Source organism: Marisediminicola sp. UYEF4 (genome assembly GCF_040546025.1).
Taxonomy (GTDB): Bacteria; Actinomycetota; Actinomycetes; order Actinomycetales; family Microbacteriaceae; genus Marisediminicola.
The window spans coordinates 258,276-284,183 of record NZ_JBEPNA010000002.1; the positions used below are offsets into that span (position 1 = coordinate 258,276).

Here is a 25,908-nt window from a genome sequence, read left to right on the forward strand (position 1 = left end):
TCCAGTGACAAGAATCCTGATGTGCAAGGAGCTGTTGAGTGTCCGAACAAAATTTCGACATCGTCATTCTCGGAGCGGGTAGCGGCGGCTACGCCGCCGCGCTGCGAGCCTCCCAGTTGGGCTTCACTGTGGGCCTGATCGAGAAGGGCAAGCTTGGCGGCACCTGCCTGCACGTCGGTTGTATCCCGACTAAGGCGTTGCTGCACTCGGCGGAGGTTGCCGACGTCACGCGTGAATCCGCCAAGTACGGCGTCAACGCCGACTTCCACGGTGTCGACATCGCGGCCGTCACCGCGTACCGCGAAGAGGTCGTCTCGAGCAAGTTCAAGGGACTCACCGGGCTGATCAAGAAACGCGGCATCACCGTCATCGAGGGCGAGGGCAGGCTCACGTCGCCGACGACCGTCCAGGTCGGCGACCAGGTCATCAGCGGGAAGAACATCGTGCTGGCCTCCGGGTCCTACTCCCGTTCACTGCCGGGCCTCGAGATCGGCGGGCGCGTCATCACCTCCGAGCAGGCCCTCGAACTCGACTTCATCCCGAAGACCGTGGTCGTGCTCGGTGGCGGCGTCATCGGTGTGGAGTTCTCGAGCGTGTGGAAGTCGTTCGGCACCGACGTCACGATCGTCGAGGCGCTCCCCCACCTCGTGCCCAACGAAGACGAGAGCATCAGCAAGCAGTTCGAGCGGGCGTTCCGCAAGCGCGGCATCAACTTCATCCTCGGCACGAGGTTCCAGAGCGTCGCCGAGAACGACCAGGGCGTCGTCGTCACCCTCGAGGACGGTCGCACGATCGAGGCCGAGCTCCTGCTCGTCGCGGTCGGCCGCGGACCGTCGACCGCAGGCCTGGGCTATGAGGAGGTCGGCGTCACGATGGACCGCGGGTTCGTCATCACCAACGAGCGTCTCGCGACGAGCATTCCCGGGGTCTACGCCGTCGGCGACATCGTTCCCGGACTGCAGCTGGCGCACCGCGGCTTCCAGCACGGAATCTTCGTCGCGGAGGAGATCGCGGGGCTGAAGCCCCAGGTCATCGACGACATCAACGTTCCGAAGGTCACCTACTCGCACCCCGAGGTCGCCTCGGTCGGGCTCAGTGAGGCCAGCGCCCGCGAAGAGTACGGCACCGACAAGGTCTCGAGCTACGACTACAACCTTGCCGGCAACGGCAAGAGCCACATCCTCGGCACGGCCGGGTCGATCAAGGTCGTCCGCCTGAACGACGGCCCCGTCGTCGGCGTGCACATGATCGGCGACCGTGTCGGAGAACTCATCGGTGAGGCCCAGCTCATTGTGAACTGGGAGGCGTACCCCGAGGACATCACCCCGCTGCTGCACGCGCACCCCACCCAGAACGAGGCACTCGGCGAAGCATTCCTCGCCTTGGCGGGCAAACCACTTCACGCCTGACCCGGTCGCGGCCCGGCCGAGAACTAAGCTAAAAGCACGTCACTTCATAAAGGAGCATTACTGATGAGCGAATCCGTCAACCTTCCGGCACTCGGTGAGAGTGTCACCGAGGGTACGGTCACCCGCTGGCTGAAGAACGTCGGCGACCGGGTGGAGGTGGACGAGCCGCTGCTCGAGGTGTCGACTGACAAGGTCGATACCGAGATCCCGTCGCCGGTGGCTGGCATCATCGAAGAGATCCTTGTCGCCGAGGACGAGACCGTCGAGGTCGGAACCGCCCTCGTGCGCATCGGCGATGGGTCCGGCGGCGGCGATGCCCCCGCAGCACCCGAGGCGGAGACGGCCCCGGCGGAAGGGGAGGCCGCTCCCGCTGAGGCCGCCGCTCCCGCCGAGACGGCGCCGGCGGAGCCCGCTCCTGCAGAGGAGGCCGCTCCCGCCGAGGTGCCGTCCAGCGAGGCACCTGCCCCCGAGGAGGCGCCGGCCGCACCCGAGCACGCACCGGAGCCGGCGAAGGAGGTCGATGAGGTGCCCGCCGAGGCGGCCCCCGCTCCCGCAGCCGCGCCTCCCGTGTCGGCCATCCCCGCTCCCGCCGCGGCGCCTGCCGCTCCGGCCGCTCCGGCACCCGCTGCTCCGGCCGCTCCGGCCTCTCCGGCACCCGCTGCCGCTGCTCCCGCTGCGGCTCCGGCCGCACCCGCGGAAGCTCCGGAGTCCGCGTCGAACGCCGGGTACGTCACCCCGCTCGTGCGCAAGCTCGCCAACGAGCGCGGCGTCGATCTCGCCTCCCTCACCGGAACCGGAGTCGGAGGGCGAATCCGTAAGGAGGACGTCGTCGCCGCGTCGTCGACCGAGGCCGCAGTCCCTGCCGAGGCCTCCGCTACCGTCGAGGTGTCACCGCTGCGTGGGACCACCGTGCCGATGTCGCGCCTCCGCAAGGTCATCGCCGAACGGGCGGTCGCGTCGATGCAGTCGTCGGCACAGCTCACGTCGGTCGTCGAGGTCGACGTGACCCGCGTCGCACGCTTCCGCGACGCGACCAAGGGCACCTTCCACGAGAAGACCGGCGTGAAGCTCTCTTTCCTGCCGTTCTTCGCCCTTGCGGCCACCGAGGCGCTCAAGGCCGTGCCGATCGTCAACGCGACGATCGATGGCGACGCAATTGTCTACCCGGCGCAGGAGAACCTGAGCATCGCGGTCGAGACCGAACGCGGGCTTCTCACTCCGGTCATCCGCGAGGCCGGTGAGCTCACGCTCGCCGAGCTGGCGCAGCAGATCGCCGACCTCGCAGCGCGCACCCGCGATAACAAGCTCAAGCCCGACGAGCTCGCCGGGGGCACGTTTACGCTGACGAACACTGGCTCACGCGGTGCCCTGTTCGACACACCCGTCGTGTTCCTTCCGCAGTCCGCGATCCTCGGAACCGGAATCGTCGTGAAGCGGCCCGTCGTCGTGAGCCAGGACGACAGTGACGCGATCGCGATCCGTTCAATGGTCTACCTCGCGCTCTCCTATGACCACCGCATCGTGGACGGAGCCGACGCCGCGAAGTTCCTCGTGACGATGAAGAACCGACTCGAGTCGGGAGATTTCCAGGGCAACCTGGGCATCTGAGTCAGCGCCGCACCGAGATGGCCCGCAACCGCTCCGGCGGCTGCGGGCCATCGTGTTTTTCGGGATGGCGGCGCCACGTAGACTGACCGGATGGTCGACATTGTCGTCACGGGGCTAAGCGCCAACTCCGTGCCGTATCTCGTCGCTCTGGACCATCAGCGGGCAGTCCATGCCGCTGTGGTCGCAGGGCGGGCGCCGGACACCCTTCTCCTCCTCGAGCACCCCTCGGTCTACACCGCAGGCAGACGTACCGAGGCAGCCGAGCGACCGACGGACGGCACCCAGGTGCTCGACGTGGACCGGGGCGGCAAGATCACCTGGCACGGGCCCGGCCAACTGGTCGGGTACCCGATCCTCAGACTCGCCGAACCGATTGATGTCGTCGGCTACGTTCGCAGGCTGGAGGGCATCATCATCGATGTGCTGGCCGAGTTCGGCGTTACCGGTGAACGGGTCGCCGGCCGTTCCGGGGTGTGGCTGCGCGGCACCGACAAGATCGCCGCGATCGGCATCCGCGTCGCCCAGGGCGTCACCATGCACGGGTTCGCCCTCAACTGTTCGAACAGCTTCGAGGCCTACGACCAGATCGTCGCGTGCGGCATCGCCGACGCCGGCGTCACGAGCATCTCGAGGGAACTCGGACGCCTCGTCACCCCTGCTGACGTCGTTCCCCTCATCTCCGCACGATTCGCCCGACTGACAGAGGTAGCAGCATGAGTCATCCCCCCGAGGGGCGCAAAATGCTGCGTCTCGAAATCCGCAACGCTGAGACCCCCATCGAGCGGAAGCCGCCGTGGATCAAGACCAAGGCGAAGATGGGCCCCGAGTACCTGCAGCTGCAGGAGCTCGTCAAGGGAGAGGGCCTCCACACCGTGTGCCAGGAGGCCGGCTGTCCCAATATCTTCGAGTGCTGGGAGGACCGGGAGGCGACCTTCCTCATCGGCGGCTCACAGTGCACCCGCCGGTGCGACTTCTGCCAGATCGACACCGGCAAGCCCGCCGACTACGACACCGACGAGCCCCGGCGGGTCGCCGACTCGGTCGCGGCGATGAAGCTGCGCTACGCCACCGTCACCGGCGTCGCCCGCGATGACCTCCCCGACGAGGGTGCGTGGCTTCACGCGGAGACCGTGCGGCAGATCCACGCGAAGAACCCGGGAACCGGGGTCGAGATCCTGGCGACCGATTTCTCCGGCAACCCCGCGCTGCTCGAGGAGGTGTTCTCGTCCCGGCCGGAGGTGTTCGCCCACAACGTCGAGACGGTCCCCCGCATCTTCAAGCGCATCCGCCCGGCGTTCCGGTACGAACGATCCCTCGACGTGATCACGCAGGCGAGGAATTACGGGCTCATCACCAAGTCGAACCTGATCCTGGGCATGGGCGAGGAGCGCGCGGAGATCACTCAGGCCCTGCGCGACCTGCATGATGCCGGCACTGACATCATTACGGTCACCCAGTACCTGCGACCGACCCCGCGCCACCTTCCGGTCGCTCGTTGGGTGCGCCCCGAGGAGTTCACCGAGATCAAGGTCGAGGCAGAGGAGATCGGCTTCCTCGGCGTGCTCGCCGGACCGCTGGTGCGCTCGAGCTACCGTGCCGGACGCCTGTGGGCGCAGTCGATGGCGCGCAAGGGCCGCGAACTGCCGGAGGGGCTCAGCCACCTCGCCGACCCGAGCCTCGGCTTCGCCCAAGCGGTGTCATAACCGCGGTGTCATAACCGCGGTGTCATAACCGCGGTGTCATAACCGCGGTGTCATAACCGCGCTGTCGTAACCGCGCTGTCGTAACCGCGCTCTCGTAGCGGTCGCTCAGCCGACAAAGCGGTCCCGGATGCGCCAGCCCTCGATTGTCTTGATCAGGAGCACACTCATCGGGACCTCGCCCGCGGTCCCCGCCGGCGGGGCGACGGCGACGAGGGCGGAGTTGCCGATCCTCTCGACGAGATTCGCCGAACGGCCCTCCCGCGCCCCTGCGGTAGGGGACGGCCGGGCCCCCGCTCCGCCGCCCTCCTGCGCCTGCCGGATCGCGTAGCCGTCAGCCTCCCACGCGGCGGAGCCCGCCTGGTCGACGTCGTCGAGGCAGAGCACGGAGAGCGAGGCGAGGCAGCCGTCGCGCAGCTCGAGCAGCGCGAGAGCCGCGGCGACGGGATCGTCGCCGCCGGTCGCGGGCTGCTGCGGAGCCGGCTCGGCCGGGGCATCGCTCGGCGGAGGCTCCGGTTCTTCTGGCTCCGGTTCACCTGTCACGGTGAGCGGGGCTGGCCCAGCATCGGGGGTCCCGGAGGACGGGTCGCCATCCGGTACGAGCAGCAGAGCCACGGTGAGCAATGCCGCGACCGCCGCCGCAACCCAGACCGGTCGACGCACCGAAGCGAGTACCCGAGCGTTGCCGGCCGCGGCTGTGCCGGAGGGCATTGACGCGCGGATGACCTGCTCAAGCCACGCAGGAAGGTGGATGGCGTCGAGCCAGATCGGGCGCGCCCGCCGGCGCCCGCGAACCGCTGCGACGGGAGCGGCGGCGGCCGCGGGTCTCCTCGACGACCCGCGCGAGCCCACCAGCGCAGGCGGACTCGACGCGGCGCGCGGCCGGACGTCGAGCACTACCGGGGTGGCCGGCGCCGAGTCGAACAACACGCTGGCGATCTCGGCCGCGAACCGCTCAGGCGCCCGCGAGGGGTCCGCCGAGCGGAGGAAGGACAGTGCGAGCGTGCGGCCCGCGGACTCCGGCGTCGACTCGAGCACCGCGCCCGCGAGGGAGACGAGGTCGGCAAGGTCGCGCAGTGCGGGCGCCGATGCCGCGAGTTCGGCCGGGGAGAGGCTCGACGCCGACGTGCCCACCGGCTCCGTGCCGATGATCCGGGCGCGACCGAACGAGGCGAGCACGGGCGTACCGAGCTCGTCGAACAACACCGAACCCGCCGTCACCGCGCAGTGCGCTACGCCCACACGATGGAGTTCGGCGACCGCCGCGGCGATGGGAGCGAGGATCGTGACGGCCTCGCCGGATCGGATCTGGCCTCGGGATGCCAGCAACTGGGCGAGCGACCGGGGGCGAAGGAGGCCAAGCACGAGCACCGGCAGGCCGTCCCGCGCGGTCGCGAGGTCGTCGAGCCGCACCAGGTGCGGTGAGGATGCGCGCGCGAGGGCGCCGATCTCAACATCGATGCCCGAGCGGTCCGTGCCGGGTCGGAACACCTTGATCGCGGCGGTCGTCGCCGGCGCGATTCCCCGGCCGCCCGAGGCCGACGCGACTTCGCCGGTGGTCAGATCGCCTCTCAGGTCGTTGCCGAGAGAACCGTGGCCGAGAAAGACGTCGGCCCGGCGACCCGACCCAAGCCGGCGCACGAGCCGGTAGCCCGCGGCCGAGTCCACGCTCCCGATGTCATCCACCCCGTCATGATGTGCCCCGCGGGACCGCCGCAGAGAACGGGCCGCGCCGCCGGTGAGGACAGGCCGGATCGACGGGGTGGGGAGGGCGGGTCGGAGAGGGAACGGGAGCGCGGGTGACGGTGGACCTCCGGGGCCGTATCCTAGACACATGGCACGCACCAAAGAGCCGAAGGCTCCAAAAACCCCCAAGGAACCCGGCCGTCTGAAGCAGATGTACCAGGTCTTCAAGATGACCACCCGCTACGACAAGAAGGCCGTCTGGTACATGTTGGCGGCGTTCCTGCTGCCCGTCGCCGCGAGTGTCGTTCTCGCGCTCCTGATCGCGCCCGGCAGCATCATTGGCCTGATCCTCTACCTGATCTCCGGAATCCTCGGAGGCCTCCTCGCCTTCCTCATCGTGTTGGGGCGTCGCGCCGAGCGAGCGGCGTACGGACAGATTGCCGGCCAGCCCGGTGCGGTCGGCGCGGTACTCAAGAGCTCGCTCCGGCGCGGATGGGTCTCGAGCGAGATGCCGGTTGCCGTGAGCCCGAAGACGCAGGATGCCGTCTACCGCGCCGTCGGGCGCGGTGGCGTCGTGCTGATCGGCGAGGGGCCGAAGTCACGCACGACGCGGATGCTCGAGGACGAGCGTCGCAAGGTGAGCCGAGTGCTCCCCAACGTGCCCGTGCACTTCCTCTTCGTCGGCCCCGACGCCGACTCGGTGCCGCTGCACAAGATTCCGTCGTCGATGGGAAAGTACAAGCGCGCGCTCAACAAGGCCGAGATCTACGCTGTCAACAACCGCATCAGCTCGCTCGGCAAGAACGGGCTGCCGATCCCCAAGGGCGTCGACCCGACGAAGGTGCGCGCCGGCCGTCCCCGCTGATGCGCGGACCGACGTGACCGGCGGACCGGCTCGACCCGCTAGATGCGAACCAGGACGGTACCGGCCAGCTGGTCATGAAGGCCCCGCTGGTCGCGGTCGAACACGACGGCCGGGATGACGAGCGCCAGCAGAACAGTGCGCACGGCAGGACGCCAGATGCCAACACCGCCGCCGGCAGTGGGCACAACGCGCATCCCGAGCAGGAGATGTCCGATGCCGCCGGAGACCAGTGCGATCAGCACAATCTGCAGCACGACGAAGGCGCCCGTGATGTAGATCGCCTCGACACTGCCGTCATCGCCTCGGAAAAGCAACCAGGCGAGGGTGTAGGCGACGGCCCAGTCGATGCAGAGGGCGGCGATTCGTCGCCCGAGCCGAGCGATCGAACGCGGGCCGGTCGAGGGAAGCCCGAGGCGTTTGCCCGGCCACTCCTGCCCGGCGCTGTCCGCGCGCGACGATGAAGGATTCGAACCGGGCATGGCTCGAGTCTACGGCCGGCAACCAGGCGTAACATGCCGGAAACATTTGCGACACCGTGGGGAAATCGCCCCCCCGTAGCCTCGAGGTGGTTACGAACCGTGGCCGCTTCCCTATTCACACCCATTGGAGTCCTTCACATGTTCCGTGATTCTTCCGAGGTGCTCGCCTTTATCAAGGACACCGACGTCAAGTTTCTTGATATCCGCTTCACCGACCTCCCCGGTGTGCAGCAGCACTTCAACATTCCCGCATCGACCGTGGACGAGGAGTTCTTCTCCGTCGGGCAGATGTTCGACGGCTCCTCCATTCGCGGCTTCGCCTCGATTCACGAGTCCGACATGCAGCTCATCCCCGATGTGACGACCGCGTACATCGACCCCTTCCGCAACGAGCGCACGCTCATCATGATCTTCGACATCTACAACCCGCGTAACGGTGAGATCTACCACCGCGACCCGCGCCAGGTCGCCAAGAAGGCCGAGAAGTATCTCGCCTCGACAGGCATCGCCGACACCGCGTTCTTCGCTCCCGAAGCCGAGTTCTACATCTTCGACGACGTTCGCTTCGATGTGAAGCAGAACTCCAGCTTCTACTCCGTCGACTCCGACGAGGGTGCCTGGAACTCGGGCCGCGTCGAAGAGGGCGGCAACCTCGCCAACAAGACCCCCTTCAAGGGCGGCTACTTCCCGGTGAGCCCCGTCGACAAGCAGGCCGACCTGCGCGACGACATGAGCCTCAAGCTCATCGAGGCGGGCCTGATCCTCGAGCGCGCCCACCACGAGGTCGGCACCGGCGGCCAGGCGGAGATCAACTACCGCTTCGACACCATGGTGCACGCGGCAGACGACCTGCTCAAGTTCAAGTACATCGTCAAGAACACGGCCGAGCAGTGGGGCAAGACGGCGACGTTCATGCCGAAGCCGCTCTTCGGCGACAACGGCTCGGGCATGCACACCCACCAGTCGCTCTGGAACGACGGCAAGCCGCTGTTCTACGACGAAAGCGGATACGGCGGCCTGAGCGACCTGGCCCGCTGGTACATCGGTGGCCTGCTCAAGCACGCTCCGGCCGTCCTCGCGTTCACCAACCCGACGCTCAACTCGTACCGCCGCCTGATCCCGGGCTTCGAGGCCCCGGTCAACCTGGTCTACTCTGCCGGCAACCGGTCCGCGTCGATCCGCATCCCGATCACGGGGACGAACCCGAAGGCCAAGCGCATCGAGTTCCGCGCGCCCGACGCATCCGGCAACCCGTACCTCGCCTTCGCCGCCCAGCTCATGGCGGGCATCGACGGGATCAAGAACCGCATCGAGCCGCACGAGCCGGTCGACAAGGACCTCTACGAGCTCCCGCCCGAGGAGGCCAAGAACATCCCGCAGGTTCCCGGCAGCCTCGCCGAGGCCCTCGACGCCCTGGAGGCCGACCACGACTTCCTGATCGCCGGAAACGTGTTCACGCCCGACCTGATCGAGAACTGGATCGCGTACAAGCGCGAGAAGGAGATCATCCCGGCCGCGCAGCGCCCGCACCCGTTCGAGTTCGAGCTGTACTTCGGGGTCTAGACTCCGCTCGCACGACACGAAGGGCCGCGCCTCGCGAGAGGGGCGGCCCTTCCCCGTGTTGCGGAGGCTGACGCTGGCTGGCTGGCTGGCTGGCTGCTCCGCTCAGCAGCCGAGCGCCGAGTGTGCCCCCTCGCGCCGAGTGTGCCCGTTATTGCAAGCACCCACGGCGCCAACAGGCACGCTCGGTGGACTTGGTGGACTCGGTGGACTTGGTGGAGTCGGTGGAGTCGGTGGTCCGCACCCGTGTGAACGCGCGCGCGTGGCCGGGCATGCGCGGGCGTGGCCGCCACCATGCGAGCACGCGGCTACGGCGGTGCCGGCGAAGCTCTGCTAGCCGTAGAAGCGCTTCTCGAACACCTGCCTGGCGAGCCGGGTCACCCGCAGGTAGTCGTCCTCGAGCTGGTTCGCCGACCCCGGCGGGTACTCCATGAGCCGGGCGATGCCCTCCAGCTGCGGACGGTCGATCGGCAACACGTCGGTCGTCCGCACCATCCACAGGGTCATCGCCGACCGCACGCGGGAGGCGAAGATCCAGGCTGCGCGCAGCTTCGCCGCCTCCGCCTCGGTGATGAACCCCTCCTCGCAGACCGCGGCGAGGGCCGCGAGGGTCGATGTCGTGCGCAGCGACGGCAGGCGCGCACCGTGCTGGAGCTGGATGAGCTGCACGAGCCACTCGACGTCGCTGAGCGAACCGCGTCCGAGCTTGAGATGCCTGGCCGGGTCGGCCGCTTGCGGCAGGCGCTCCGACTCCACTCTCGCCTTGATGCGCTTGACCTCGCGCACATCCTGCTCGGGGATGTCCTTGGGGTAGCGCACCTCGTCGGCGAGGGCCTCGAAATCGCGTAGCAGTGCTTCGTCACCAACAGCGGCCGTGGCGCGCAGGAGCGCCTGCGCCTCCCACGTGAGCGACCAGCGCTGGTAATAGGCGCGGTACGAATCGAGTGACCGCACCACCGGACCGTTCTTCCCCTCGGGGCGAAGGTTGATGTCGAGGTCGAGCGGCAGGCGGAGGTCCTCCGTCGAGGCGGTCAGCCGCGACACGATCGTCTCCGCCCGGGACTGGGCCTCGGCGCCGGATGCCGTTGTCGTGCGGTAGACGTAAATGACGTCGGCGTCCGATCCGAAGCCGAGCTCCCGGCCGCCGTAGCGGCCCATCGCGATGATCCCGAACTCGATCCCGTCGATGCCCCGGCGAGCGAGGTTGAGCATGCCGGTCAGCAGCGTCGTCGTGACATCCGCGAGGGCGCGGCCGAGGTGCTCGACGTCGATGAGCCCGAGAATGGCGGCGATTGCCAGGCGCAGCACCTCCCGCCGACGCGCGGTGCGCAGCGCGAGGGCGGCGGTCGCCGGGTCGTCGTGGCGGGAGATCGTGGCTGCCGCCTCGTCGAGGAGGGCATCGAGCGGCCGGGGGCTCAGCTCCTCCTCGTTTTCGAACCAGGCCGCGCCTTCGGGGATTCGCTCGAGAAGCACGCCGATGTAGCGGGCGGCCGAGAGCGCGTTCGTGAGCCGGTTCGCGGCGCCGGACGAGTCGCGGAGCATCCGGAGGAACCAGTAGGACTCCCCCAGGTCCTCGCTCAGGCGGCGGAAAGCGAGTAGCCCGTAGTCGGGGTCGGCGCCGGCCGCAAACCACTGCAGCATCACCGGCAGCAGGTGTCGTTGGATGGCGGCTCGGCGCGACACCCCGGAGGTGAGCGCCCGGATGTGCGAGAGCGCGCCCTTCGGATCTTGGAACCCGATCGCCGAGAGCCGAGCCGCGGCCTGGTCGCTCGTGAGGGAGATGCCGTCGTCTTTGAGGGCAGCCACGGCGCTGAGCAGCGGGCGGTAGAACAGCCGCTCGTGCAGCGACCGCACGGTCAGCTTCGTGCGGTTCCACTGGGCGCTGAGGTCGTCGGCGCTCGACGCGAGCCCGGTGCCCCGCGCCAACACACGCAGGCCCTCCCGATCGGTCGGCATGAGGTGGGTGCGGCGCAGCTTGGTGAGCTGAACCCGGTGCTCGAGCAGCCGCAGAAACCGGTAGTCGCGGGCGAACTCGGCCGATTCGGCCCGCCCGATGTAGCCCTGTTCGGCGAGCGAGACGAGGGCGGGCAGGGTGCCGGGCTGCCGCACCTCGGGGTCGGTCTGCCCGTGCACGAGCTGCAGCAGCTGGATGGTGAACTCGATGTCGCGCAGGCCGCCCGGGCCGAGCTTGAGCTGCCGATCGAGCTCGGCCGAGGGGATGTTCGCGGTCACCCGCTCTCGCATCCGCTGCACCGACTCGACGAAGTTCTCCCGCGCTGCGCTGCTCCACACCTTCGGCGCCACCGCGTCGACGTAGCGCCTGCCGAGGTCGGCGTCGCCGGCGAGGCACCGCGCCTTGAGCAGGGCCTGAAACTCCCAGCTCTTGGCCCACCTGTCGTAATAGGCCACGTGCGACTCGAGCGTGCGGACGAGCGCGCCGTCCTTGCCCTCCGGGCGCAGATTGGCGTCGACCTCCCACAGTTCCGGCTCATTGCCGTAATCGTGCACGGCGCGGGTCGCGGCCATCGCGAGCTTCGTCGCGATCTCGACCGCCCTGCCGGTGTCGAGCACTCCAGAGCCCTCGGCCACGAAGATCACATCGACATCGCTGATGTAGTTGAGCTCGCGCGCGCCAGCCTTGCCCATCCCGATGATCGCGAGGCGACTCGCCGCGACCTCGTCGGGCGGGTAGGTCGAGACGGAGCGGGCCACGGCGATCGCGGCCTCGAGCGCCGCGCCGGCGAGGTCGGCGAGAGCGGCGGCCACGGTGTCGACGGCGGCGAGCGGGTCGGGCCTCGACAGGTCCCAGGCGGTGAGCTGAACGAGGTGGCGGCGGTAGCGAATACGGAGGGCGGTGGATGCGGCGGGCTCGGCCAACCCCGCGACACCGTCGACGGCCTCGACGGAGGCCAGTAGGTCGACGACGTACTCCTCGGCCGACGGCGGCCGCGGCAACGGCCCGATCAGGCTGTGCAGCTCGGCGGGTCGACGCTGCAGGAACTCCCCCAAGCCGGTTGATGCGCCGAGCACCCGGATCAGCCGCTCGGCGCTCTCGTCCGCGGCCAGCAGGGGCATCGCCTCGACTGGCGTGGTCCTCAGCAGCTGGGCGAGCGAGCGCAGTGCCAGATCAGGATCGGCGGCCGCGGCGAAGTGCGCCGCGATCTCGTCGAGACCGTGTTCCGTCGCGAGTTCGCCGAGCAGCGTGTTTGCCGCCGTGAGTTCGGCGAAGCCGAGCTTCGCTAATTCGGTGAGCGTACTGGGGTGCCTCGGCATCCTCGCCTGCACTTTCTTCTCGGGCGACCCTGGGGCTAGAGCATCTCCAGATTGCTCTTGAGCTCGTACGGGGTCACCTGGGCGCGGTAGTCGCGCCATTCCTGCCGCTTGTTCAGCAGCACGTAATTGAAGACGTGCTCGCCGAGGGTCTCGGCGACAAGCTCCGACTCCTCCATGAGCGACACGGCACGGTCGAGGCTCGCGGGAAGCTGCTTGTAGCCGAGCGCCTTGCGTTCGGCATCCGAGAGACTCCACACATTGTTCTCCGCCTCCGGGGGCAGCTCGTACCCGTTCTCAATACCCTTGAGCCCGGCCGCGAGCATGAGCGAGTAGGCGAGGTAGGGATTTGCGGCGGAGTCGATCGCGCGGTACTCGACGCGGGCGCTCTGTCCCTTGTTGGGCTTGTACAGCGGAACTCGCACGAGAGCGGAGCGGTTGTTGTGGCCCCAGGTGACGAAGCTCGGTGCCTCGTCGCCGCCCCAGAGCCGCTTGTAGGAGTTCACGAACTGGTTCGTCACCGCGGTGATCTCCGGCGCGTGCGTGAGCAGGCCGGCGATGAACTGGCGGCCGATCTTCGACAGCTGGTACTGGGCACCGGCCTCGAAGAACGCGTTGGTATCGCCCTCGAAGAGCGACATGTGGGTGTGCATGCCCGATCCCGGCGCGTCGGCGAGTGGCTTCGGCATGAAGGTCGCGTAGACGCCCTGCTCGATCGCCACCTCTTTGATGACGGTGCGGAAGGTCATGATGTTGTCGGCGGTGGTCAGGGCGTCGGCGTAGCGCAGGTCGATCTCGTTTTGACCCGGACCGGCCTCGTGGTGGGAGAACTCGACCGAGATGCCGAGGTCCTCGAGCATCCGCACCGAGCGGCGACGGAAGTCGTGCGCCGTGCCCCCGGGCACGTTGTCGAAGTAGCCTGCCTTGTCGACCGGCTGGGGCCCTTTCGGGCCGTATTGGGAGCTCTTGAGAAGGTAGAACTCGACCTCGGGATGCGTGTAGAAGGTGAAGCCGCGGTCGGCCGCCTTCGCGAGCGTGCGCTTGAGCACGTTGCGCGGGTCGGCGACGGCGGGCTGACCGTCCGGGGTCGTGATGTCGCAGAACATGCGCGCGGTCGGGTCGACCTCGCCGCGCCAGGGCAGGATCTGGAAGGTCGTGGGGTCGGGGTGGGCGAGCACGTCGGCCTCGTAGGCGCGTGTCAGCCCCTCGATCGCGGAGCCGTCGAATCCGAGACCCTCGGCGAAGGCGCCCTCCACCTCGGCAGGCGCGATGGCGACCGATTTGAGGGTGCCGACCACGTCGGTGAACCAGAGCCGGATGAACTTGACTCCCCGCTCTTCGATCGTGCGAAGAACGAAGTCACGTTGCTTGTCCATTGGCCCCTCATCGTCGCGTACGGGGCGAAGTGCCCACCGCTATTAGGCTACTGGCTATGCCCCGACTCCGCTTGGCACTCGCCCAGACCAACCCCATCGTCGGCGATCTGGCGGGAAACGCTGAGCAGGTTGTCGCTGCCGCCCGGGCCGCCGCAGCGTCAGGCGCCGACATCCTCGTGACCGGCGAGATGGCCCTGGCCGGGTACCCGATTGAGGACCTCGCCTCCCGGCCCGCGTTCCTGGCGAGATGCCGCGACGCCGTGCCCGCTCTCGCGAAGAAGCTCCAGGATGCCGGACTCGGCGACCTTGTTGTCATCGTGGGCCACCCCGACGGACCGTTCGAACCTCGGCTGCTCGGCACGAGCAGTGCGCCCACCGCGATCGCCCAGAACTGCGCCAGCGTGCTGCAGCACGGCCACACCAAGGCGAGGTATGCCAAGCACCACCTGCCCAACTACTCCGTGTTCGACGAGTACCGGGTATTCATCCCCGGCGACGAGCTCCTCGTGCTGCGGATGCGGGGTGTCGACGTCGCCGTCATCGTCTGCGAGGACCTCTGGCGCGACGGGGGCCCCCTCGGCCGGGTGCTCGAGGCGGATGCCGGCCTGCTCGTCGTCCTCAACGCCTCGCCGTTCGAGCGGGACAAGGATGAGGTGCGACTCCCCCTCGTCACTCGTCGGGCCGTCGAGACCAACACGACCGTCGCCTACGTGAACCTGGTGGGCGGTCAGGACGATCTCGTCTTCGACGGCGACAGCGTCGTCGTCGACGGAACAGGAGACATCCTCGCCCGGGCGCCGCAGTTCGTCGAGCATGTTCTCGTCGTGGACGTCGACCTCGAGCCGGCGAACCTGGGGGCCGAGCTCCCCGACAACGTGCGCCGGGTGAACCTGACCGTGCCGGAGCACCGCGGCACCTCCCTCGACCGGGATGTTGCGACGCTGCCGGATGATCGCGAACAGCTGTGGAACGCCCTTGTTCTCGGGCTCCGCGACTATGTGGGCAAGAACGGCTTCCCCTCCGTGGCGCTGGGCCTCTCCGGCGGAATCGACTCCGCCGTCTGCGCTTCGCTCGCCGCCGACGCGATCGGCGCGGACCGGGTCTTCGGCGTGTCGATGCCGAGCCGGTGGAGCTCCGACCATTCCCGGTCGGATGCCGACGACACCGCCGAGCGTATCGGGCTGCACTACTCCGTCGAGCCCATCGCCGACCTGGTGCTCCCGATCGAGCACCAGCTCAGCCTCACCGGTGTCGCGGCCGAGAACGTGCAGGCGCGCGTGCGCGGCATCATCCTCATGTCCCTGTCGAACGCGAACGGGCACCTCGTGCTCACGACGGGCAACAAGACCGAACTCTCGGTGGGCTACTCGACGATGTACGGCGATTCGGTCGGCGGCTTCGCCCCGCTCAAGGACGTTCCGAAGCTGCTGGTCTGGGAGCTCGCCCGCTGGCGCAACCAGCACGCGACGGCTCTCGGCGAAACCCCGCCGATCCCGGAGAGCTCGATCGCGAAACCGCCGTCGGCGGAGCTCCGGCCGGGCCAGACCGACCAGGACTCCCTCCCGCCGTACGAGGTGCTGGACGGCATCCTCGACGCGTATATCACGAACGCGCTCGGCCGGGAGGACGTGATCGGCCTGGGCTTCGATGAAGAGACGGTCGATGCCGTCGTGAAGCTCGTCGACCGCTCGGAGTGGAAGCGCCGCCAGGGCGCCATCGGCCCGAAAATCTCGGGCATGGCGTTCGGCCGCGACCGGCGCCTGCCGATCACGTACCGCCCCAGCCACTGAATCAAGGGAGACCTCCATGACCGATTCCACCGCGGCGGCGACCCAGGCCGGCCTTCGAAAGGTGCGCACGCGCCACTTTCAAGGCGCGAAGAACAGCGGAATCACGATCACCGGGCTCACGAGCTACGACATGCTCACCGCGGCGATCTTCGACAAGGCGGGGATCGACTTCCTCCTCGTCGGCGACTCCGCGGGCAACAACGTGCTCGGCTTCGACACGACCCTCCCGGTCACCGTTGACGAGCTCATCCCGCTCACCCGGGCCGTCGCCGGAGCAGTCTCCCGCGCGTTCGTGATCGCCGACATGCCGTTCGGCTCCTACGAATCGAGCCCGGAGCAGGCCCTGCACACCGCCTTCCGATTCATGAAGGAGACCGGCGCGCACGCCGTCAAGCTCGAGGGCGGGGTGCGCAGCGCGGAGCAGATCCGCCGCATCGTCGAGGCCGGAATCCCGGTCATGGCCCACATCGGATTCACCCCTCAAAGCGAGCACGGGCTCGGCGGCCACATGATCCAGGGCCGAGGGGCGGGCGCCGATGCGCTGCTTGCCGACGCCATCGCGGTGCAGGATGCCGGGGCTTTCGCGGTCGTGCTCGAGATGGTGCCGTCTGCCGCGGCGAAGCGCGTGACCGAGACGATCAGCATCCCGACGATCGGCGTCGGCGCGGGCCCCCACGTCGACGGACAACTCCTTGTCTGGACCGATTGGGCCGGCCTGACGACCGGACGCATCCCCAAGTTCGTCAAGCAGTACGCGAACCTCAACGGGGTGCTGACGGATGCCGCGAAGGCCTACATCGCCGACGTCGGCTCCGGCAGCTACCCCGCCACGGAACACGAATACGAGGAGTAACCCTCGCGGCCGCTACCTGCCGTCGCGCGCATCCTCCTCTGCCCATTTGCGGGCGCGCTCGGCGATGATCTGCGGGGCGCGCGCGGCATCCTCCTTCGAGTCGAATGGGCCGTCCCGGTCGCTGCCGAGCGACTGAGCACCCTCCTCGACCTCGCCCGTTCTGCGGTTGTAGTACCACTGCGTCATGGCTGCCTCCCTTGGTCAACTTACAATTGAGCCTATGCCTCGGGATTCACACGGTCACCTCGTCCCCGGGGTCATTTCCCCGCTTCGCAGCGTGCCGAAGCACATTCGGCGGCCAGAGTACGTCGGCAAGAGCGAACCGTCGCCGTTCACCGGCTCCGATGTCTACCCGCCGGAAACGATCGAGCTCATCCGCGAGTCCGGCAGAATCGCGGCGCAGGCGGTCGCCCTCGTGGGCGAGAATATCCGCCCGGGCGTCACCACGGAGGAACTCGACCAGATCGCACACGACTTCATGGTCGCCCACGACGCCTACCCCTCGACGCTCGGCTACCGCGGGTTTCCGAAGTCGCTGTGCAGCTCTGTCAACGAGGTCATCTGCCACGGGATTCCCGACGACACAGTGCTCGAGAGCGGTGACATCGTCAACATCGACATCACCGCCTACAAAAACCAGGTGCACGGTGACAGCAACCGCACCTTCCTCGTCGGCGATGTGCGCCAGGAGGTCGTTGACCTCGTCGATCGCACTGAGGAGGCCCTGCGCCGCGGCATCAAGTCGATCGCCCCAGGCCGGCAGGTGAACGTGATCGGCCGCGCGATCGAGTCCTACGCGAAGCGCTTCGGTTACGGCGTGGTGCGCGACTTCACCGGACACGGCGTCGGCGGGGCCTTCCACTCCGGGCTCATCATTCCTCACTACGACACCGACCGGTTCACCGAGGTCTGTGAGGTGGGCATGGTGTTCACGATCGAACCCATGCTCACCCTCGGCACGGCCAACTGGGACCAGTGGGACGATGGCTGGACCATCACGACCAAGGACAAGAGCATCACGGCGCAGTTCGAGCACACCCTCGTCGTCACCGAGCGCGGCGCCGAGATCCTCACTCTCCCGTAGCCAGGGGGAAGTCGTGGTCGGAGCGGTGATCCCTACGGGCGCCTGACAGCCGTGAGCAGCACCACGGCATCCTCGACGGCCTCGAGAGAATGCGGCGCGTTCGGCACGACCAGCAGGTCGCCGATCCAGCCGGCCCACGATTCCTCGCCCGAGGTGAGCAGCACCCGCCCGAGAAGCACCTGCACGGTGGCCTCGCCCGGGTTGTCATGCTCGGCGAGGGACTGGCCGGCACAGAGGGCGATGACACTCTGGCGAAGCAGGTGGTCGGAGCCGCCGTGCACCGATTTGGTGCTCCGCCCATTCGATGCGCTTTGTGCGTGTTCGAGCTCCGCGTGGGCGAGGGCGGTGAGGGAGACCTTGTTCATCGACAGTCCTTCCAGGCTTCGCGCCCAACCTAGGCGCAGCGGGCGGGCGGGGCGAGGGAAAACCGCCGGAAGAACTAGATTGGCCTCATGACGACTAAAGCTGTGGGGATCGACATCGGCGGCACGGGCATCAAAGGGGCGCTCGTCGACGTCGACTCTGGCGAGCTCCTCACGAGCCGCAGCAAGCTGCCGACACCGGCTGGCGGCTCGCCGTCCGCCATCGTCGAGACGGTAATCGAACTCATCGCCAAGATGGGCGGCGTCGATAAGAAGACACCCGTCGGCGTCTGCTTTCCCGCCGCGATCGTCGGCGGGGTGACAATGTCGGCCGCGAACGTCTCGGACGAGTGGATCGGGCTCCAGGCTGAAAAGCTGTTCGAGAAGGCGCTGGGGCGCGAGATCCACTTCATCAACGACGCGGATGCCGCCGGAGTGGCCGAGCAGCGGTTCGGCGCGGCGCGCAAGGTCAAGGGTCTCGCGATCATGACGACCCTCGGCACGGGAATCGGAACGGCTCTCATCCATCGCGGACGCCTCATTCCCAACGCCGAACTCGGCCACCTCGAGATCGATGGCGTCGACTGGGAGACCCTGGCGGCGTTCTCCTCGAAGGAGCGCGAGAACCTGAGCTGGGCGGAGTGGGCGGGCCGGCTCCAGCGCTACTACGAGCGCCTCGAGGCCTACCTCTATCCGGAGCTGTTCGTCGTCGGCGGCGGGGTGTCCAAGCACGCCTCCGAGTACCTGCCGCTGCTGAACCTGCGCACCCCGATCGTCGCGGCCGAGTTGCGCAACAACGCGGGCATCATGGGTGCCGCCGCGCTCGCATCCGGAGAGTGACCACCCGCCGTCACGGCGCCGGCGTGGGCGGCCACACCGCCTAGATCTTCGCGGTCGGTCCTTGGCCGATGGCCCAGACGCGTGGCGGCAGCTGGCCGTTCACGGAGTGGTCGCCGACGATGCGCGCCTTGAACACCCACGGGTTGTGGTTCGCCGCGGTGCGGGCGTTGCGCCAGTGCCGGTCGAGGTTCTTCGCCTGGCTCACCCCGCTTGCCGACAGGGCGTTGAAGATGTTCGAGGTCGCCCTCGTGGCCAGATCGCTGAGAACGACCTGCGCCTGCGCGGTCTCGAGCTCGGCGACGTCGTTGCGGCGCTCCTCCTCGACAACGTCGCCCAGGAATGCGCCCTCGTAGGCATCCTGCAGCGCGCGAGCGGCGAACTCCACCGTCGCCCGCGCGGCGTAGGCCTGCGAGGACACCTCGCCGACGACCTGCAGGATCTGCGGGTCGGCAGCGAAGGAGTCGGCGTTGCCGTGGGAGAAGACGCGGGTGCGGCCTCGCACCTCGGTCGCGACGTCACGCTCCGCGGCGGCGATGGTCCCGGCGAGGACGGCGAGCAGCACCGCTTGGTAGAACGCCGTCTGGTACTTGAACCTGGTGTCGAAGTCGAACACGTTCTGCTCCTCGACGACGGCATCGACGAAGGTGCTCGTGCCCGACCCGGTCGTCTGCTGGCCGAATCCGTCCCAGTCGTCGCGATGGGTGACACCGCTCTGGTGGGCGTTCACGACCGCGATGACCTTCACCTGGTTGTCGGTGCGCTGCGCGAAGGTGTCGATCCAGTCGGCGAAGATGCTGCCGGTCGAGTAATACTTGGTGCCGTTGATGCGGAACTCGCCCGCCGGTGCGCCGGCGACCGGCCCGACCTGCGTGCCGACGTCGCCGATCCTCACCGCCCCGACCTCGGTCCACGAGTTGCCGGCGATCTCCCCGGCGACGAACCGCGCGAGCCAGACATCGCGCTGCGCCGGTGCAACGAGGCGGTCCTCGACGAAGGCGAAGTGGCCGCGGAGCGCCTGCGGGATATTCGAGTCCGCGGCGGCGAGTTCGGTGAGCAGCCGGAAGAGCTGCGGCAAGGATGCGCCGGCTCCCCCGTCGGCGACCGGCACGCGCACGGCCCCGAATCCGGCAGCCGTGAGTTCGGCAATCTCCGCGTACGGCAGCTGGTGGTCGCGTTCCCGATCGGAGGCACCGGCGGCGATGCGTTCGAAGATCGGCCGGAAGCGCGCGGCGATTCTCTCGTAGTCGGTGGCGGTCGTGAGGTCGGTGCTGGATGCTGACATGGTGTTGCCTTCCGTCTGGGCCGCGATGGCTGCTCAGGCCACGATGGCCGCCCCGCCGCGACGGCACAACAAAGTTGACTCCCTGTGACGTCCGGTTGCGGCGGATGACTTCGATGGTGCGGCGCTCGGCCCCAGCGGGTAGCATCCGGTTTTTCGAGAGAGCCTCGGCTACGGCATCCGGGTGAACGGGGCGCGGCGCAGGTAGGCGTCGAGCGGCACCCCGTCGCGCACCGCGATGAGGAATTCGGTGCGCGAGTAGCCCGATCCCTGCGAGCGGGCGCCATTCCAGGGCTGGTAGCGCGGGGCCGGCCAGATCTCGACGGCGAACTGGGCCCAGGCGTCGTCGTAGAGCTCGTTCTGGGGCCGCCTGCTTCTCGCGGCTCTCGCCACGGCCACACAGGCGACGACACTGAGCCAGAGCAGCACGTCGACGAGGACGAACGCCGCGGTGGCGGCGAACCCGGGGCTGGACGCCGGCTCGAGCAGGAACCGCAGGCAGACCAGAGCGACGGCGCCCGCGAGAGCGGCGAGGCCGACGCCGATTGACTTCGGCAGAAGCTCCAGCCGGGAGTCGGTCGTGACCGCCATCGACCTGCTCACCTCGAGCGGATCGATCCCCGTGCGCGACTCGACGCGCTGCGCTGCCTCGAGGAGCCGGAGGCGATTGTCGTGGGCGAGCATGTAGTGAGATTATGCGAATGGGCCGGCTGGTACGCCGGGTTCTGTCCCCGTTCCCAGCCTCGCGGCCGGTCGCGGGTGACGGCCATCTATCTCGGGACTACGTTGCCGCAGCCCTCCAGCGGTCTACCCGGGAACTTGGCGGGCAGCCTCGAGCGTTCCCTGTCTGACCTTGCTCCGGGCGAGGTTTACCTAGCCGATCGGTCACCCGAATCGCTGGTGGTCTCTTACACCACCGTTTCACCCTTACCCGGGGCGGACCCCGGGCGGTTTACTTTCTGTTGCACTGTCTCGCGGATTGCTCCGGGTGGGTGTTACCCACCGCCCTGCCCTGTGGAGCCCGGACGTTCCTCGGCATCTGTGGCGTTCCTTGCGGAGCCGCAGATGACGCGACCGTCTTGCCGACCCATTCGCGTGCTCAATCCTAACCGGGGACCGGCCCTACGGCGAGTCGGAGCCCGCACCACCGTGCAGGCCGGACTCGCCCGTACGCACGAGGACAGCCTGGCTGTCCGGGCACATCAGCACGTCGTCGGGTGCCGCAGAGCGAATGATGGCCATCTCGTTCTCAAGGAGTTTGACGCCGCTCGCGCTCGAAACACCGCCGCGCAGGTGTGAGGCTCCGAGACCGTAACGCGCACGCTGGCGCTCATACAGCGCGAGCAGCTCGCGCGAGACAGCGCCCGCGATGGCCTGCCGGTTCGCGGCGTTGACGGCGCGCTCCTCGTCAATCGTCGTGAGAGCGGCGTCGCGGGCCTCCGCTGTCGCCGTCATCGCCTCGAGGGCCTGCGCGTGTTCGGCCGCGGTCACCCGCACCCCGTTTTCGAGCGTCTCGAGCTTCTCCATGACGACGAGCTCGATATCCTCGAGCTCGTCGTGCCGGCGGCGCAGGCCGGCGAGCTCGTGCTCGAGTCCCGCGACATCCTTCACCGACGACGACGCCTGCAGCCGGGCCTCGTCCCGCGCGATGCGCGCCTCGATCACGGCGACGTCGGACTCGACCCGTTTCAGCTCGGTACGCGCATCCTCGACCGTGCCGGTCTCTCTCGTCCGCTGTACCCGCAGCCTCTCCGCCTCGGCAGCGAGGCTCACGAGCTGCGCAACCTCCGGCAGATTCTTCGCGCGGTGGTCGAGCTGCTGCAGCTTCGTGTCGAGCGCCTGCAGATCGAGAAGTCGTGCTTGTTCTTCGGGGCTGGCTTTCAGCGCCATGATGCCTCATTCGGTAGTCGAGGGGAAGGTTGGTCAGAGGTAGCAGTCACTGCACGACGACGAAATCCCACGGGTCGGTGCGCAGTTCGCTCACGGTCACGGTGACGCCCGGCAGGGCGGCGCGCAGCTCGCTCGCCGCGACGTCGAGCCAGAGCCATTCGCTGGCCCAGTGGGCGACATCGATGAGGGCTGGGCCCCCACTGTGCCGGGCACTCTCGCGCGACTCCGAGGCGGGATGGTGGCGCAGGTCGGAGGTGATGTACACGTCGGCGCCGAGCACCGCGGGTTCGCTGAGCAGCGAGTCTCCGGCGCCGCCGCACAGCGCGACCGTTCTGACGTCGGCGTCGTAGTCGCCTGCGACGCGGATGCCGGATGCCGTTGCGGGCAGGATCTCACCGACGACTCGGGCGAGCCGGCCGAGGGTCGTTGGGTGCGCGAGTTCGCCGACGCGTCCGATGCCGCGGTCGCCGTTGGTGGCGGTGCCGGTGGCGATTGGCCGGATGCCGGTGAGTCCGAGCCGCTCGGCGAAGACTGCGGACGTTCCGGTCTCCACGACATCGGCGTTGGTGTGGGCGGAGAGCAGCCCGCAATTCGCGCGGATGAGGCGCGCGATGAGGGCGCCCTTGTAGCGGTCCTCGGCGACCGAGGTGACGCCGCGCAGCAGCAACGGGTGGTGCACGAGCATGAGCCCCGCGCCGAGCGCGATGGCCTCGTCGACGGATTCGGCGACGGCGTCGACTGCGAGGTGAATGCGCGTCACCAGGGCCGCTGGATCGCCCGTCACCAGCCCGGGGGCGTCCCAGCCCGATGCCCCCGACAGCGGCCACAGTGCTTCGACGACGGACCCTACTTCGGCGATGGTTGCTGTCACGTCTGCCAGTCTACCGACGTGGCACTCGGGCCGGTCCGGGTGCCAGTCCCCCGGTTCGCCGTAGCGATGATCGCCACGCCGGCCAGGATCAGGGCGATGCCGGACCAGCCGAGCGAGGTGAGCCGCTCCCCCACGACGGCCACCGCGAGAACGGTCGCGACGACCGGTTCGAGCAGCGTGATGGTGGTCGCGGTGCTGCTGCGCAGCACCCGGAGGGCGGCACCGAAGAACAGGTAGGCGACGAACATCGGACCCAGGGCCAGGTAGGCGGTGATCGCGATGGTTCCGCCCGATTGCAGCAGCGGGGCGCCGGTCGCCAGCAGCACCGGCGTGAGCAGCACCGCCCCAAGGCCGAACATTGCCCCCATGATGGAGCGCCCGCGGTGGCCGGTCGCGATCGCGCGCGACGAGGCGTAGGTGTACTGCGCGTAGGCGGCCCCCGCGAGCAGGCCGAGCAGCACGCCCAGGGTCAGGTCGCCACGCCCGGCATCCGCATCATCCGCCCCGAAAGGGAGAATCACGATGCCCGCGAGGGCGACGGCGGTCGCGGCGCCCCACCGTCGGGTCGGGCGTCGGCGCTCGATCGCCCACTCGAGGATCGCGGCGAAGAGCGGCCCGGACCCCAGCGCGACCACGTTGCCGATCGCGACGCCGGCCAGATCCATGGCCGAGTAGAAGGCGAGCGGGTAGACGACCACACCGACCGCACCGAGCGCGATCCAGCCACGTGCGCTCGGATCGCGGAGGGCGCTAAGTGCGCCGCGCGCCGAGACGAGCAGCAGCAGCATGCCACCGGTCGCCATGGTGGCGGCCCCCGTCGCGAGTGGACTCACTCCATCGGGCAAGAAACTCGCGGCAGTGCCGGTCGTCCCCCAGAGCACGGAAGCGATGACGAGCCCGATGGCGCCGGAGGTGGTGCCGAACGCCTCGGAGCGACGCATGCGGAAGGGGCTCTCCGCCCTAGTTGCCGCGGTGACGCGCGGCGAGCAGGATCGCGCTGACGCCCGCGACGAGTACGGACGCCGTGACAGCGATCGCGACGGGCTGCGCCTTGAGCTCCTCGGGCAGCTTTGCCGCGACACGGTCGCGCAGGTCCCGTGCCCGGGCGGGCACGTCGAGGTCATAGCGCAGGGCTGCGACGGTCTCGACGAGGCGGGCCCTCGTCACATCCACGTCGTCCCTGATCTGCTCGGGGGTGCGGATGTCGCGGGGCTTCTTCGGCTCGGGCTCGGGGTCGATTCCCTTGACCTCGCGGGCCTTGGCCATCGCCTTGTGCTGCGACCGGTTCTTCATGATCGCCGAGATCAGGCCCCCGAGGCTCAGCTTGTCCGACTTCTTCTTTCGTGCCATCCTGCACCGTCCTCACATGTCGTCAGCGTCTCGTGTCACGCCTCCCCAGACTAAACGGGGTTGATCAGCTCGGCCCTGTCCTCGCCCCGGATCGGCGCAACCTCGTGCACCTCGAGTGCCTCGCCGACGGCCACGGACGCCTCGACCGCCGCGTCGACGAACGACTGGTCGGCCTCGATGGTCGGGTCGAGCCAGTCGTCCCACCAGTCCTGAGGCAGCGCGACGGGGGTGCGTTCGTGAATGTCGCGCAGGCCGCCGACCGCCTCGCGCGTGAGGATCGTGGTCGTCAGCACCCAGCGCGCCGGGTCGTCGTTCGCGAGGGAGGGATCCTTCCACCACGAGTAAAGTCCGGCGAGGGCGAGCATGCCCTCCGGCGCATGGATGTAGTACGGCGTCTTCACGTCGCCGACGGTCTTCCACTCGTAGTAGCCGCTCGCGGGGATGATCGCGCGCTTGGAGCGCACAGAGGCGGCGAAGAACGGCTTCTCTGCGGCGGTCTCCGACCGGGCGTTGAACGTGGGGAACTTGGTCGCGAGAGTCGGCGAGAACGACGGGGTGAGCGACCAGCGCGCCGCGGCGAGCCTGCGCACGGGAAGCTCGTCGCCCCTGACCGAGTCGATCACGACCGACACGGCGTCAGTGGGGCGGATGTTCCAGGACGGGCCGGGCAGGTTGTCGCCCTCGATCTCGATCTCGAACAGTCCGAGCAGGTCACGGTGCTCCCCCGCGACAACGAAACGACCACACATGCGACCCATCCTGCACCATCGCTGCCGCTCGCGGCGTGCGCCATGCGGTTGTTTCCCGCCCAGCGCCACCCCTAACGGCTGGCACGTGGCGAGCGTACGGTTCAAGGATGGCCGATGACGCGCTGATTGGTCCGGTAACCACCCCGGATCTGCACGTCATGACCTACAACATCCGCCGTCGTTTCCCACACCACCGGCCATGGGGCGCCGACCATTCGGACGCACGCAGCAGTCTCGTCCGCCGGCTTCTCACCGCCGAGCAACCGACCCTGCTCGGCGTGCAGGAGGCCCTGGCGGATCAGGTCGACTTCGTCGCAGACGCGCTCGGCCCCGACTACCTGTGGGTGGGCAACGGCCGCAATCCGTCTGGAGAGGACGAGCGGTGCGCTGTCTTCTACGACACGCGAAGGCTGGAACTGACCGACTGGAAGCAGTGGGCGTTGTCGGCGACGCCGCACGAGCCGGGGTCCCGGTCGTGGGGCAACCTCGCTCACCGGGTTGTCGTCACGGCCGACTTCACCGATCTGGCGACGAGGGCACGGCTGCGCGCCTTCAACACCCACTTCGACCACCTGTCCTGGCGCTCCAGGATCGAGTCGGCGAAGTTCGTCATGAACCTGGTGCACGCGGCGCGGGCTGCCGAACCCGACGCGGCGATCGTGGTGACCGGCGACTTCAATGCCGGAGTCGACTCGGCGGCCTACCGCTGGCTCACCGCGGAGGGGGCTCTGCGTGACGCCTGGAATGTCTCGGCCGAGCGGCTGACACCGCTATGGGCGACCTACTCCACTTTCCGCCACCGGCGGCGGCGGCCGGGGGGCAAACGCATCGACTTCATCCTCGTCGGTCACGGGGTCGATGTCGTCCGCACCGGCATCAACGCGGCG

Annotated in this window: 23 protein-coding genes, 1 other RNA gene and 1 pseudogene; 11 read left to right on the forward strand and 14 right to left on the reverse strand. The window is 68.5% G+C overall.

The features are described from left to right. Window positions 1-38: 38 nt before the first annotated feature. The 4 genes from lpdA to lipA all read left to right on the forward strand — a co-directional run bounded on the left by lpdA (window position 39) and on the right by lipA (window position 4,720). On the forward strand, window positions 39-1,409 hold the full coding sequence (gene lpdA / locus ABIB15_RS04160) for a dihydrolipoyl dehydrogenase (RefSeq protein WP_354475479.1): 1,371 nt from the start codon (window positions 39-41) through the stop codon (window positions 1,407-1,409). Window positions 1,410-1,472: 63 nt separating this feature from the next. Beyond that, on the forward strand, window positions 1,473-3,017 hold the full coding sequence (locus ABIB15_RS04165; protein WP_354475481.1) for a 2-oxo acid dehydrogenase subunit E2: 1,545 nt from the start codon (window positions 1,473-1,475) through the stop codon (window positions 3,015-3,017). Window positions 3,018-3,107: 90 nt separating this feature from the next. Continuing rightward, on the forward strand, window positions 3,108-3,734 hold the full coding sequence (gene lipB / locus ABIB15_RS04170) for a lipoyl(octanoyl) transferase LipB (protein WP_354475482.1): 627 nt from the start codon (window positions 3,108-3,110) through the stop codon (window positions 3,732-3,734). Continuing rightward, window positions 3,731-4,720, forward strand: a complete 990-nt coding sequence (gene lipA, locus ABIB15_RS04175; protein ID WP_354475483.1) for a lipoyl synthase — start codon at window positions 3,731-3,733, stop codon at window positions 4,718-4,720. The genes lipB and lipA overlap by 4 nt, the downstream gene beginning before the upstream one ends. A 105-nt stretch (window positions 4,721-4,825) precedes the next feature. Here lipA and ABIB15_RS04180 read toward each other — a convergent pair whose 3' ends face one another. After that, window positions 4,826-6,403: a protein kinase domain-containing protein gene (locus ABIB15_RS04180; protein WP_354475484.1), complete on the reverse strand. Its 1,578-nt coding sequence runs from the start codon at window positions 6,401-6,403 to the stop codon at window positions 4,826-4,828. A 148-nt stretch (window positions 6,404-6,551) separates the two neighbouring features. Here ABIB15_RS04180 and ABIB15_RS04185 point away from each other — a divergent pair, with 148 nt between their 5' ends. After that, window positions 6,552-7,268, forward strand: coding sequence for a DUF4191 domain-containing protein (locus ABIB15_RS04185; RefSeq protein ID WP_354475486.1), 717 nt, complete (start codon window positions 6,552-6,554; stop codon window positions 7,266-7,268). A gap of 38 nt (window positions 7,269-7,306) precedes the next feature. On the opposite strand, the gene ABIB15_RS04190 is transcribed toward ABIB15_RS04185, so the two are convergent. After that, a complete protein-coding gene (locus ABIB15_RS04190; protein ID WP_354475487.1) occupies window positions 7,307-7,747 on the reverse strand; it encodes an RDD family protein in 441 nt (146 codons plus the stop codon). Window positions 7,748-7,885: 138 nt separating this feature from the next. Here ABIB15_RS04190 and glnA point away from each other — a divergent pair, with 138 nt between their 5' ends. Then, complete coding sequence (gene glnA, locus ABIB15_RS04195; RefSeq protein ID WP_354475489.1) at window positions 7,886-9,310, forward strand: type I glutamate--ammonia ligase; 1,425 nt, start codon at window positions 7,886-7,888, stop codon at window positions 9,308-9,310. A 330-nt stretch (window positions 9,311-9,640) separates the two neighbouring features. Here the strand turns inward: glnA and ABIB15_RS04200 are convergent, their stop codons facing one another. After that, window positions 9,641-12,580 (reverse strand): bifunctional [glutamine synthetase] adenylyltransferase/[glutamine synthetase]-adenylyl-L-tyrosine phosphorylase, encoded by a 2,940-nt coding sequence (locus ABIB15_RS04200; RefSeq protein ID WP_354475490.1) that lies wholly within the window; start codon window positions 12,578-12,580, stop codon window positions 9,641-9,643. 35 nt (window positions 12,581-12,615) lie between these two features. Next, on the reverse strand, window positions 12,616-13,953 hold the full coding sequence (locus tag ABIB15_RS04205; RefSeq protein ID WP_354475492.1) for a glutamine synthetase family protein: 1,338 nt from the start codon (window positions 13,951-13,953) through the stop codon (window positions 12,616-12,618). Between the two features lie 56 nt (window positions 13,954-14,009). On the opposite strand from ABIB15_RS04205, the gene ABIB15_RS04210 reads away from it, so the two are divergent. Both ABIB15_RS04210 and panB read left to right on the forward strand, forming a co-directional pair. Further along, window positions 14,010-15,743: an NAD+ synthase gene (locus ABIB15_RS04210; RefSeq protein WP_354475494.1), complete on the forward strand. Its 1,734-nt coding sequence runs from the start codon at window positions 14,010-14,012 to the stop codon at window positions 15,741-15,743. Between the two features lie 16 nt (window positions 15,744-15,759). Beyond that, the gene (gene panB, locus ABIB15_RS04215) at window positions 15,760-16,596 is read left to right on the forward strand and encodes a 3-methyl-2-oxobutanoate hydroxymethyltransferase (RefSeq protein ID WP_354475496.1); all 837 of its coding nucleotides are present in this window, start codon (window positions 15,760-15,762) and stop codon (window positions 16,594-16,596) included. A 12-nt stretch (window positions 16,597-16,608) separates the two neighbouring features. On the opposite strand, the gene ABIB15_RS04220 is transcribed toward panB, so the two are convergent. Continuing rightward, window positions 16,609-16,782 carry a methionine aminopeptidase gene (locus tag ABIB15_RS04220; protein WP_354475498.1) on the reverse strand — a complete coding sequence of 58 codons (174 nt, stop codon included), beginning with the start codon at window positions 16,780-16,782 and terminating at the stop codon, window positions 16,609-16,611. Between the two features lie 34 nt (window positions 16,783-16,816). Between ABIB15_RS04220 and map the strand changes: the two genes are divergently transcribed. Further along, complete coding sequence (gene map, locus ABIB15_RS04225; RefSeq protein WP_354475500.1) at window positions 16,817-17,680, forward strand: type I methionyl aminopeptidase; 864 nt, start codon at window positions 16,817-16,819, stop codon at window positions 17,678-17,680. A gap of 32 nt (window positions 17,681-17,712) precedes the next feature. On the opposite strand, the gene ABIB15_RS04230 is transcribed toward map, so the two are convergent. After that, window positions 17,713-18,045, reverse strand: coding sequence for a cupin domain-containing protein (locus tag ABIB15_RS04230; RefSeq protein WP_354475502.1), 333 nt, complete (start codon window positions 18,043-18,045; stop codon window positions 17,713-17,715). Window positions 18,046-18,132: 87 nt separating this feature from the next. Between ABIB15_RS04230 and ppgK the strand changes: the two genes are divergently transcribed. Then, the gene (gene ppgK / locus ABIB15_RS04235; RefSeq protein WP_354475504.1) at window positions 18,133-18,882 is read left to right on the forward strand and encodes a polyphosphate--glucose phosphotransferase; all 750 of its coding nucleotides are present in this window, start codon (window positions 18,133-18,135) and stop codon (window positions 18,880-18,882) included. Window positions 18,883-18,922: 40 nt separating this feature from the next. Here the strand turns inward: ppgK and ABIB15_RS04240 are convergent, their stop codons facing one another. The 8 genes from ABIB15_RS04240 to ABIB15_RS04275 form a co-directional block, all read right to left on the reverse strand. Continuing rightward, the gene (locus ABIB15_RS04240) at window positions 18,923-20,164 is read right to left on the reverse strand and encodes an acyl-CoA dehydrogenase family protein (protein WP_354475506.1); all 1,242 of its coding nucleotides are present in this window, start codon (window positions 20,162-20,164) and stop codon (window positions 18,923-18,925) included. A 168-nt stretch (window positions 20,165-20,332) separates the two neighbouring features. Beyond that, on the reverse strand, window positions 20,333-20,845 hold the full coding sequence (locus ABIB15_RS04245; RefSeq protein WP_354475508.1) for a hypothetical protein: 513 nt from the start codon (window positions 20,843-20,845) through the stop codon (window positions 20,333-20,335). Window positions 20,846-20,859: 14 nt separating this feature from the next. Beyond that, window positions 20,860-21,251: RNase P RNA component class A (rnpB, locus tag ABIB15_RS04250), an RNA gene on the reverse strand. A gap of 32 nt (window positions 21,252-21,283) precedes the next feature. After that, a complete protein-coding gene (locus ABIB15_RS04255; protein WP_354475510.1) occupies window positions 21,284-22,051 on the reverse strand; it encodes a zinc ribbon domain-containing protein in 768 nt (255 codons plus the stop codon). Between the two features lie 46 nt (window positions 22,052-22,097). Continuing rightward, window positions 22,098-22,922, reverse strand: a complete 825-nt coding sequence (locus ABIB15_RS04260; protein ID WP_354475512.1) for a Nif3-like dinuclear metal center hexameric protein — start codon at window positions 22,920-22,922, stop codon at window positions 22,098-22,100. After that, the gene (locus ABIB15_RS04265) at window positions 22,919-23,863 is read right to left on the reverse strand and encodes a DMT family transporter (RefSeq protein WP_354475514.1); all 945 of its coding nucleotides are present in this window, start codon (window positions 23,861-23,863) and stop codon (window positions 22,919-22,921) included. Before ABIB15_RS04265 ends, ABIB15_RS04260 begins: the two co-directional genes overlap by 4 nt. Before the next feature lie 19 nt (window positions 23,864-23,882). Beyond that, a complete protein-coding gene (locus tag ABIB15_RS04270) occupies window positions 23,883-24,272 on the reverse strand; it encodes a DUF3618 domain-containing protein (RefSeq protein WP_354475515.1) in 390 nt (129 codons plus the stop codon). Between the two features lie 50 nt (window positions 24,273-24,322). Then, on the reverse strand, window positions 24,323-25,021 hold the full coding sequence (locus tag ABIB15_RS04275; protein WP_354475516.1) for an SOS response-associated peptidase: 699 nt from the start codon (window positions 25,019-25,021) through the stop codon (window positions 24,323-24,325). A 158-nt stretch (window positions 25,022-25,179) separates the two neighbouring features. Between ABIB15_RS04275 and ABIB15_RS04280 the strand changes: the two are divergent. After that, a pseudogene (locus ABIB15_RS04280) lies at window positions 25,180-25,878 on the forward strand (endonuclease/exonuclease/phosphatase family protein); the annotation flags it as partial. Between the last annotated feature and the right edge of the window lie 30 nt (window positions 25,879-25,908).

Coding starts and splice junctions, on each gene's coding strand:
- ABIB15_RS04165 (WP_354475481.1), top strand. CDS start 1,473: ATGAGCGAATCCGTCAACCTTCCGGCACTCGGTGAGAGTGTCACCGAG.
- lipB (WP_354475482.1), top strand. CDS start 3,108: ATGGTCGACATTGTCGTCACGGGGCTAAGCGCCAACTCCGTGCCGTAT.
- lipA (WP_354475483.1), top strand. CDS start 3,731: ATGAGTCATCCCCCCGAGGGGCGCAAAATGCTGCGTCTCGAAATCCGC.
- ABIB15_RS04185 (WP_354475486.1), top strand. CDS start 6,552: ATGGCACGCACCAAAGAGCCGAAGGCTCCAAAAACCCCCAAGGAACCC.
- ABIB15_RS04190 (WP_354475487.1), bottom strand. CDS start 7,747: ATGCCCGGTTCGAATCCTTCATCGTCGCGCGCGGACAGCGCCGGGCAG.
- glnA (WP_354475489.1), top strand. CDS start 7,886: ATGTTCCGTGATTCTTCCGAGGTGCTCGCCTTTATCAAGGACACCGAC.
- ABIB15_RS04200 (WP_354475490.1), bottom strand. CDS start 12,580: ATGCCGAGGCACCCCAGTACGCTCACCGAATTAGCGAAGCTCGGCTTC.
- ABIB15_RS04205 (WP_354475492.1), bottom strand. CDS start 13,953: ATGGACAAGCAACGTGACTTCGTTCTTCGCACGATCGAAGAGCGGGGA.
- ABIB15_RS04210 (WP_354475494.1), top strand. CDS start 14,010: ATGCCCCGACTCCGCTTGGCACTCGCCCAGACCAACCCCATCGTCGGC.
- panB (WP_354475496.1), top strand. CDS start 15,760: ATGACCGATTCCACCGCGGCGGCGACCCAGGCCGGCCTTCGAAAGGTG.
- ABIB15_RS04220 (WP_354475498.1), bottom strand. CDS start 16,782: ATGACGCAGTGGTACTACAACCGCAGAACGGGCGAGGTCGAGGAGGGT.
- map (WP_354475500.1), top strand. CDS start 16,817: ATGCCTCGGGATTCACACGGTCACCTCGTCCCCGGGGTCATTTCCCCG.
- ABIB15_RS04230 (WP_354475502.1), bottom strand. CDS start 18,045: ATGAACAAGGTCTCCCTCACCGCCCTCGCCCACGCGGAGCTCGAACAC.
- ppgK (WP_354475504.1), top strand. CDS start 18,133: ATGACGACTAAAGCTGTGGGGATCGACATCGGCGGCACGGGCATCAAA.
- ABIB15_RS04240 (WP_354475506.1), bottom strand. CDS start 20,164: ATGTCAGCATCCAGCACCGACCTCACGACCGCCACCGACTACGAGAGA.
- ABIB15_RS04245 (WP_354475508.1), bottom strand. CDS start 20,845: ATGCTCGCCCACGACAATCGCCTCCGGCTCCTCGAGGCAGCGCAGCGC.
- ABIB15_RS04255 (WP_354475510.1), bottom strand. CDS start 22,051: ATGGCGCTGAAAGCCAGCCCCGAAGAACAAGCACGACTTCTCGATCTG.
- ABIB15_RS04265 (WP_354475514.1), bottom strand. CDS start 23,863: ATGCGTCGCTCCGAGGCGTTCGGCACCACCTCCGGCGCCATCGGGCTC.
- ABIB15_RS04270 (WP_354475515.1), bottom strand. CDS start 24,272: ATGGCACGAAAGAAGAAGTCGGACAAGCTGAGCCTCGGGGGCCTGATC.
- ABIB15_RS04275 (WP_354475516.1), bottom strand. CDS start 25,021: ATGTGTGGTCGTTTCGTTGTCGCGGGGGAGCACCGTGACCTGCTCGGA.